This is a genomic window from Nocardia sp. NPDC059691, from assembly GCF_042733915.1.
Taxonomy (GTDB): Bacteria; Actinomycetota; Actinomycetes; order Mycobacteriales; family Mycobacteriaceae; genus Nocardia; species Nocardia sichangensis.
Map to the genome: position 1 here is coordinate 1 of NZ_JBHWFB010000036.1, position 5276 is coordinate 5276.

Consider the following 5276-nt stretch of genomic DNA (forward strand, 5'->3'; position numbering starts at 1 on the left):
CCTCGGTGGTCGCCGCAACCAGCGTCCACCAGGGCAGCAGGAACAAGACAGCGGGAATCGCCAGGAACAAGATCAGGCGGGGCACAAACTTCAAGAGGGCTCGTCCTCGTGCGCGGGTGTAGCGCGCGGTCCCTCTCCGGCGCCATGGGCGCTTTCGACCATAGCAGCGGTCATGCCACACCGAGCCGCTCGGCGGCCACGGTGAGATCCTTGTCCCCGCGGCCGGACAGGCACAGCACGATCAGCGAGCCCGCGGGAATCTCACCGCGGTCGGCCATCTCCATCAGGTAGCCCACGGCGTGGGCGGATTCCAATGCCGCGAGGATTCCTTCGGTATGGCTGAGTGCCTGCATGCCGCGCAGCGCCACCGCGTCGGTGGCGGCCCGATAGGTCACCCGGCCGCTGTCCTTCAAATGGCTCAGCTCGGGACCGACGCCCGGATAGTCCAGTCCCGCCGCGATGCTGTGCGTCCGCGCGATCTGGCCGTCCTCGTCCTGCAGCAGATAGCTGTAGGAGCCGTCGATCTCACCCGGGCTGCCCATACAGAGGGTTGCCGCGTGCTCGCCGGTGTCCACCCCCCGTCCGGCCGCTTCGACGCCGATCAGCCGCACCTGCGGATCGTCGGCGAACGGATGGAAGACCCCGATCGCATTGCTGCCGCCGCCGACACAGGCCAGGACGTAATCGGGCAGCCTGCCCTCGACGCGCGCGATCTGATTCCTGGTCTCCGTGCCGATCACCGTTTGGAAATCCCGCACGATCCGCGGGTACGGCGCGGGCCCAGCCGCGGTGCCGAACAGGTAGTGGGTGGTGTCCACGGTGGACACCCAGTCGCGGACCGACTCGCTGATCGCCTCCTTCAGTCTGCGCGAGCCGATATCGACCGGCCGCACCTCGGCGCCGAGTAGCCGCATCCGCATCACGTTCGACGCCTGGCGGCGCATGTCCTCGGTTCCCATGTAGACCACACAGGTCAATCCGAGCATCGCCGACACCGTCGCCACCGCGACGCCGTGCTGCCCAGCGCCGGTCTCGGCGACGATCCGCTTCTTGCCCATCCGCCGGGCCAGCAACGCCTGCCCGATGGCGTTGTTGATCTTGTGGGCGCCCGTGTGGGCCATGTCCTCGCGCTTGAGATACACGCGGGCGCCCGGCACACCCAGCAACTCTCCGAAGCGCCGTACCTGATGCAGCAGCGTGGGCCGGCCGACCCGGTCCCGCAACAGTTCTCGATACTCGGCCACGAACCCGGGGTCGTCTCGCGCGAGGCGATAGGCGTCCTCCAGATCCAGCAGCGCGGCCATCAGGCCCTCGGGGACGAATCTGCCGCCGAACACGCCGAACCGCCCGCGTTCGTCGGGGAACATCTCGTGCCGGGGTGCGCTCACCGCCACGTCAAGGTCAATCCTCATCAACACCAACGCTTTCACCGCCAAAGAGCCGACGGGTCAGTCTGTTCCGCTAGCGCTAGCACAACCCGACGGGTTGGCAACAAGCGAGTTAACAGACTAAATCGTTCGGATGGCTAAGGCTTCTCACTGGTGGAGGCGATCGGCGCGGATGGGCGCCCGGTGCTTGGCTACCGGTCGGCAGGCACAGTGGCGGAGATCTGAGCGACCAGCTGCCACGGCCGCTCGGTGTCGGTGGTGGCCTTGCCGCTGGTGAGGATCGCCCCGGACAGCCCACGAGCCGGATCGGCCCACCCGTACTGGGTGGTCAATCCGCTGCGCCCGAAGTGCGACCCGGTGTCGCGGCCGAATTTCGACCTGCGCCCGCCGAGTTCGAACCCCGCCCGGCTGACACGTCCGGCGACACCGGGTATCCAGCGAGCCGGGCGCACCGCCTCGGCCAAGGTCTCCGGCCTGATGATGCGCCGTCCGTCCGGTGCGCCGCGCGTGAGGATCTCGTAGAACCGCGACAACTCCGACGCGGTGGTGATCAGATTGCCCGACGGCAGTTCGGCGGTGAGGAAGGCGTCGGTCGCCGAGCGCGACGCCCGGTCCATTCGTCCGCCGATGGCCTTGCTCGCCAGAAAGGTCGCCGTGCGCGACGGAGCCGGACCGGTTTTCACGCTCGGCACGACTTTGCCGACGTCCTCGGGTCGCACACCGAAATTGGTCCAGCGGAAATCGAACGGCTCGAGCACCTGCTCGGTGAGATGGTCCCGCATCCGCTTGCCGGTGGCGCGCTGCACCAGCAGCCGCAGGATCAACCCGATGGTCAGCGCGTGGTACACGCGGAACCGTCCCGGCTTCCAACTCGGGACCAGGTCGGCCAGCCCACGCACGGCCAGTTCCTCGTCGAGTACCAGATCGACGCCTTGATACGGCGGTGTGACGAAGGGGATCCCGGCGGAGTGCGAAAGTACGTCACCGATCGTGATGGCGGCCTTACCGTTCGACGCGAACTCGGGGATGTAGCCGGACACCGGCTCGTCGAGGGTGAACGCCCCCTGCTCGACGAGCATGAACATCAGCGCTCCGGCAACGCCCTTCGCGGTCGAGAAGCCGCAGAACGGCGTGTCCGGGGTAGCCGGGATCTTGACCGCGTCCGGCCCGTCGCCCGGCGCGTTGCCCCAGCCGTGCCCGATGGCGCGATTCAGGACGATCCTGCCCTCGCGGCGCAGGCAGACCTGGATCGCCGGAGTCGTGCCCAAGCGGTACCACGCCTGCACCGACGCCCACAGCGCCTCCACGCCGGCGCGGCCGATCCCGGTCGCCGCGGGATCGTCTTCAGGGCCTCGGGTCGTCACGGCCTCCAGGTCGTCGACGATCGCCACCGATCCCGCCGTTGGTGCGCTCACCCGGCCAGCTTATCGACCGGCCGCGGGTACCGCCGCCCCGCCGATCACGGCGGCGGCACACCGATCGGGGTCAGCGGCCGTTCAGCCAGCTCTCCTTCAGCTTCGCGTGGTTGTCCCACCAGGCCTGAACCGCTGCCGGGTCGGCGTTCCAGGGTGGCGGCGGCGACTCGCCCGGGAACAGGAAGGTGTCGTTGGGGGCGGCGGCGGTCGTCGGTTCGGGGTATTCCGTCGTGGTGCGCGGGTGCGGCGGCGGTTGCTGCTCGGCCGGCGGCGGTTCGGGGCCAGGGGGCACCGGCAGGGGCAGTTGAGCCTGCGCGTTCGCGGGATGCGGCGCCGGCGGCTCAGGATACGGCTCCGGGGTGACCGCCGCCTCCGGAACGATGGACACGGGCGCCCGCTCCGCCGCCGGCGTCGGGGTCGCGAGCGCTGGATTCGGGTCGACGGGCTGGGGGGCGGTGAGGGACGCCTCCGCGGGGCCGCCGATCTCGGCGTCGGCCGGACGGTCCTCCCGCGCCTGCGCGACCGCGATCGCGGCTCCGCCCAGCAGTGCGGCGACGGCGGCCCCGGCGAGGATCACGCGGCCGCCATGCCTGCGATCGGCCACTGCCGGTTCCGCCGCGCGCCGGAACGGAGCTGCGGCGACCAAGGCCGCACCGTAAGCGGCGGCGTTGGCATGGTCGGGCACCACGATGACCGGGGCGTCGAGCCCGGTCCGCAGCGCGGAGACCACATCCGGATCTCCCGCCGACGCGCCGCACAGCACAACGGCGTCGGGCCGCAGCGCGGCCGCCTCCAGGGCGGGCCGGATCCGGTCGACCGCCGAATCCGCGCTCTCGGCGTCGACGACACCGGACGACCATGTGCCGGAGACCAGGATCTCGCCCCGATTCGGCCCGGCCACGAGATACGACGTGTGGTATCCGACGACCTCCGATACCAGCAACGTGTCGTACTCGCCCAGGCCCGGCATCTCCTCGAGCAGCGCGAGCAGCGCCGTCTTGGTCGACACCAGCGACGACGATCGCCACGTGGCCGACGAAAGTTGCGAGACGATTGCCCGCCGTTCGGCAACGGTGCGGTACGCGACCGCGACGTCATCGATTTCGGTGCGCGATCCCGCGGCGGACGTCAACGCGTCCAGCGTGGCGGCCACCGAGGCGGCGGTGGAGTGCTCGACCGGCTGTTCGATCTCGCGCAGCACGGCCGGGCGAGTGCCTCGTCGCGCCGTCGACGAGACCATCACACCGCGCACCACCGCCTGCTCCGCTGATATTCCGACTGTGGCCCTCATGAGATCACCTCTGCTCGACCGGTCTCGGTAAAGGTTCGTCACCGCGGCCGCCGGCGATCGGCGCCGGTCGGTGCACCGGACCACCCGTTCGCCGAGCGCCCACCGCACGAAATGGCGTCCTCGAAGACCGCTGGTCTCTTGGGCGCCGCTGGTAGATGCCACGCGATAGCTACCGACCACAATACGTTGGTTGACGCAGTCCGGATACGCCTTTGCGGCAGCGTCGTGCACTCTCGCGCTTGCGGCCGCCTTCGAGTGCGTGCGATCTCTTACCGAAGTAGGCTCCCGCCGCCGGGCGAACCATGATCCGGCCCAGCCGGACGCAATGTTCGAAGAACTCCTTCAGTCGCCCGGCGACTTCGCCCACACTCGGATCGGATTTCGCGCATCCCTCCGGCGGACAAGCCGAGCGCAATGGGTCTGCGGCCGATGCCGCCGTTCATCCTCAGAACTACCGCCGTGACACCCCGCAGGCGGCATAGCGGCAGGCGATGCGAGCAGGCGGTGTGTCGGGCTCTGGGTCAGCCCGCCGGAGGCGGCGGGGGCGGCCCGGGCAGTGGGATGACGATGCCGAAGGGCAGGGTGATCCCGGGCTGCGGCGTGGGTGTCGGCTCTCCGGCGGGCACCAGTTCGGGCTCGGGTTCCGGCGCGGGCGGTGTGGTGATGGCAGGTTCGGGGTTGCGTGGTGCGCCGTCCCGCCGCGGAGCGTCAGGCGCGGGGCCCGTGGCGGTGTCCGCTCCGGGTTGCGTGCAGTCGACAGCTTCGGCACCGGCAGCTTGCGGAATGCCTTCGGCCTCGGCACTGTTCACGTCCGGGCCGGGGAGCTGCCCGGGGGCCGCGCCGTACCGTTGCCCCGGCGCCAAGGGGATGCGCCCCGTGCCGGGCTGTCCCGGTTGCGGCATCGGAGCGGGAACCGGTTGCGCAACACAGGGATTCATTGGCGGCGGAGGCGGGCAGAAGATCCCGCACGGGATCGGCGGCAGACCGGGAAGCGTGATCATCACCTGCGTCGGCGCATACTGCCGCTGCGGCGGCGCCGACGTCTGCGGCGTCACTTCCGGCGCCTGCACCAACGTGGTGACCGCGGTCATGTCCGTGCCCGGCCCCACCGGCGGCAACGACCCCGGCGCCACCAGATCCGGCGACACCCGCACCTGCGTCGGCGAACCACCCGACCGATAC

The 5276-nt window shown here is 70.2% G+C and carries 3 protein-coding genes and 1 pseudogene; all 4 read right to left on the reverse strand.

The window, feature by feature from the left end; translation table 11 throughout:
• Positions 1–170: 170 nt before the first annotated feature.
• Positions 171–1412, reverse strand: coding sequence for a tryptophan synthase subunit beta (gene trpB, locus ACFV2O_RS36715; protein ID WP_379256375.1), 1242 nt, complete (start codon positions 1410–1412; stop codon positions 171–173).
• A gap of 167 nt (positions 1413–1579) precedes the next feature.
• Positions 1580–2803 carry a serine hydrolase gene (locus tag ACFV2O_RS36720; RefSeq protein ID WP_379256377.1) on the reverse strand — a complete coding sequence of 408 codons (1224 nt, stop codon included), beginning with the start codon at positions 2801–2803 and terminating at the stop codon, positions 1580–1582.
• Positions 2804–2873: 70 nt separating this feature from the next.
• The gene (locus tag ACFV2O_RS36725; protein WP_379256379.1) at positions 2874–4094 is read right to left on the reverse strand and encodes a hypothetical protein; all 1221 of its coding nucleotides are present in this window, start codon (positions 4092–4094) and stop codon (positions 2874–2876) included.
• Between the two features lie 521 nt (positions 4095–4615).
• A pseudogene (locus ACFV2O_RS36730) lies at positions 4616–5276 on the reverse strand (lytic transglycosylase); the annotation flags it as partial.

Bases quoted from the DNA above. Each gene is read 5' to 3' on its own strand.
- trpB (WP_379256375.1), bottom strand. From the start codon at position 1,412: ATGAGGATTGACCTTGACGTGGCGGTGAGCGCACCCCGGCACGAGATG.
- ACFV2O_RS36725 (WP_379256379.1), bottom strand. From the start codon at position 4,094: ATGAGGGCCACAGTCGGAATATCAGCGGAGCAGGCGGTGGTGCGCGGT.